The following is a 2,123-nucleotide window of genomic DNA, read 5'->3' as shown; positions in this document are numbered from 1 at the left end:
TTAAACAAAATCAAGAAGTAAATAAGAAAGACTCAATCTTTCAAAACTAAGCAACAAGAAGTTCTTTTGTCAGGTAATACTCTTTGGCTTTTAACAAGCGAATGTTAAAAGCTTTTCTCTAGAAAGGAGGTGATCCAACCGCAGGTTCACCTACGGTTACCTTGTTACGACTTCACCCCAGTCGCTGTGTGTGCCGTGGGCAGTAGCCAATTTAGCATCCTGACTTAAGGCAAACACAACTCCCATGGTGTGACGGGCGGTGAGTACAAGACCCGGGAACGTATTCACCGCAACATGGCTGATTTGCGATTACTAGCGATTCCAGCTTCATGCAGGCGAGTTGCAGCCTACAATCCGAACTGAGAGGTGTTTTGAAGATTGGCTCCACTTCGCAGTATTGCTTCTCTTTGTGCACCCCATTGTAGCACGTGTGTAGCCCTAGGCGTAAGGGCCATGATGACTTGACGTCGTCCCCACCTTCCTCCTCCTTACGGAGGCAGTATCCTTAGAGTTCTCAGCATGACCTGTTAGCAACTAAGAAAGGGGGTTGCGCTCGTTGCGGGACTTAACCCAACATCTCACGACACGAGCTGACGACAGCCGTGCAGCACCTGTTTTCAAGGTCTAGCAAGCTAGACACTCCACTATTTCTAGCGGATTCTCTCAATGTCAAGCCTAGGTAAGGTTCTTCGTGTATCTTCGAATTAAACCACATGCTCCACCGCTTGTGCGGGTCCCCGTCTATTCCTTTGAGTTTTAATCTTGCGACCGTACTCCCCAGGCGGGATGCTTAATGCGTTAGCTGCATTACTGGAGAGACTAAGCCCTCCAACAACTAGCATCCATCGTTTAGGGCGTGGACTACCAGGGTATCTAATCCTGTTTGCTCCCCACGCTTTCGCGCAATCAGCGTCAGTAATGTTCCAGCAGGTCGCCTTCGCAATGAGTATTCCTCTTGATCTCTACGGATTTTACCCCTACACCAAGAATTCCACCTACCTCTCCCACACTCTAGAATAGTAGTTTCAAATGCAGTTCTATGGTTAAGCCATAGGATTTCACACCTGACTGACTATCCCGCCTACGCGCTCTTTACGCCCAGTGATTCCGAGTAACGCTTGCACCCTCCGTATTACCGCGGCTGCTGGCACGGAGTTAGCCGGTGCTTATTCGTTAGATACCGTCATTATCTTCTCTAACAAAAGGAGTTTACAATCCTAAAACCTTCATCCTCCACGCGGCGTTGCTGCTTCAGGGTTTCCCCCATTGAGCAATATTCCCTACTGCTGCCTCCCGTAGGAGTCTGGACCGTGTCTCAGTTCCAGTGTGTCCGTTCACCCTCTCAGGCCGGATACCCGTCATAGCCTTGGTAAGCCATTACCTTACCAACAAGCTGATAGGACATAGGCTGATCTCTTAGCGATAAATCTTTCCCCCGTAGGGAGTATCTGGTATTAATCATCGTTTCCAATGGCTATCCCAAACTAAGAGGCACATGACCTATGCGTTACTCACCCGTGCGCCACTAATCAGCATTCTAGCAAGCTAGAAGCTTCATCGTTCGACTTGCATGTATTAGGCACGCCGCCAGCGTTCACTCTGAGCCAGGATCAAACTCTCCATAAAAGTGTTTGTCCTAAAGCTCTTTTGTTTTTTGATAGGCTGTTGTTATTCCTAACAACAGCTTTAGCGTATCACAAGAACTCGTTTTAGACTTTATTGAATAAAACGGATTGTGTTCTTAAGTATTACAACAACAAAACAGAAAGAAACTTTTTAAAAAGGTTTAGCCAAACGCTAACCTAAAAATACTCTCATGCCATTCAGTCATCAATCATAATGATATAATCATCACAATCAATGGAATTGATTGGCACTGGTTGGATAAGAATTTCTTATAAAAGAATGAAAGTTATAAAAACCCTCACTCTATTTAGTCAGTCATTACTTATTTTGTTTTAGAATATCCCTTTAAAAAGAACTTCTATCAATTTGCTTAGTTTTCAAAGATCGTTTGCTTTAAACAGCTATCCTTGTAAGGTATCAAGCGGCTTTTTAAAAGCCCTTGCTGAAACAAGGAAATGAAATTATAGTCATAGAAAGCTTAAGGTTTGCTTAAATTA

1 rRNA gene is annotated in these 2,123 nt (G+C 44.6%); it reads right to left on the bottom strand.

Features of this window, described 5'->3' with window-relative positions:
- Positions 1–122 precede the first annotated feature (122 nt).
- Positions 123–1,626, bottom strand: a 16S ribosomal RNA gene (locus QU01_RS07815).
- Between the last annotated feature and the right edge of the window lie 497 nt (positions 1,627–2,123).

This window comes from Helicobacter pylori SA221C, assembly GCF_000476855.1.
Taxonomy (GTDB): Bacteria; Campylobacterota; Campylobacteria; order Campylobacterales; family Helicobacteraceae; genus Helicobacter; species Helicobacter pylori_DK.
This window is presented reverse-complemented; position numbering and strand designations above follow the sequence as displayed.